General features: G+C 71.9%; 1 protein-coding gene. It reads right to left on the reverse strand.

What is annotated here, in order from left to right:
- A partial coding sequence (locus CQZ88_RS31935; protein WP_258008805.1) for an AMP-binding protein occupies positions 1 to 929 on the reverse strand: 929 nt, incomplete at both ends.

Here is a 929-nt window from a genome sequence, read left to right on the forward strand (position 1 = left end):
CTGCCCGCCGGAGACGTACATCTCGCCGATCACGCCGGCCGGCACCGGGTGCAGCCGCCGGTCGAGGACGTGCACCGTCAGGCCGGGAATGGCGTCGCCGATGATGCTGGCCGAGGCGGTCGCGGCGAACTGCCGGTCCAGCGGCTGCAAGGTCACGTGCACGGTGGTCTCGGTGATGCCGTACATGTTCACCAGCACCGGCGCGGTGTCCGGGTGGCGGCGGTACCAGCGTTCGAGCTGGGCGAGGTCGAGGGCTTCGCCGCCGAAGACGACGTAGCGCAGCGACAGGGTGTGCTCGCCGGCGGCGCGGTCGGCCTCGATCAGCTGGTAGAACGCGGTGGGTGTCTGGTTGAGCACGGTGACGTGCTCGCGGCGCAGCAGGTCGAGGAATGCCTCCGGGGAGCGGGCGGTGTGGTGGTCGACGACGACGAGGCGGCCGCCGTAGGCGAGTGCGCCCCACAGTTCCCACACCGAGAAGTCGAAGGCGTACGAGTGGAACATGGTCCACACGTCGTGCTCGTCGAATCCGAACCTGTCGTGGGTTTCGGCGAGGAGGGTGACGACGTTGCGGTGCGGGACGACGACGCCCTTGGGGCGGCCGGGCGAGCCGGGGGGGTAGATGACGTAGGCGGTGTGGTCGGGGTGCAGCACACCGAGCCGGTCGGCGTCGGTGAGCGGGCCGTCGGGCAGTTCCGCGAGCCGGGCGGCGGTGTCCTGGGTGTCGAGCAGCAGCACCGGGGCGTCCCCCGCGGGCAGGGTGGCGGCGTCGGCGCCGGTGGTGACGATGCAGACCGGCCGGGCGTCGGCGAAGAGGAACGCGAGCCGTTCCGGCGGGTAGGACACGTCGACGGGCAGGTATCCGGCGCCGGTCTCGAGGACGGCGAGCAGCGTGACGATCAGGTCGGTCGAGCGGGGCACGGCGACGGCGA

Source organism: Rhodococcus sp. ENV425, assembly GCF_002887785.1.
GTDB classification, from domain to species: Bacteria; Actinomycetota; Actinomycetes; order Mycobacteriales; family Mycobacteriaceae; genus Rhodococcus; species Rhodococcus aetherivorans.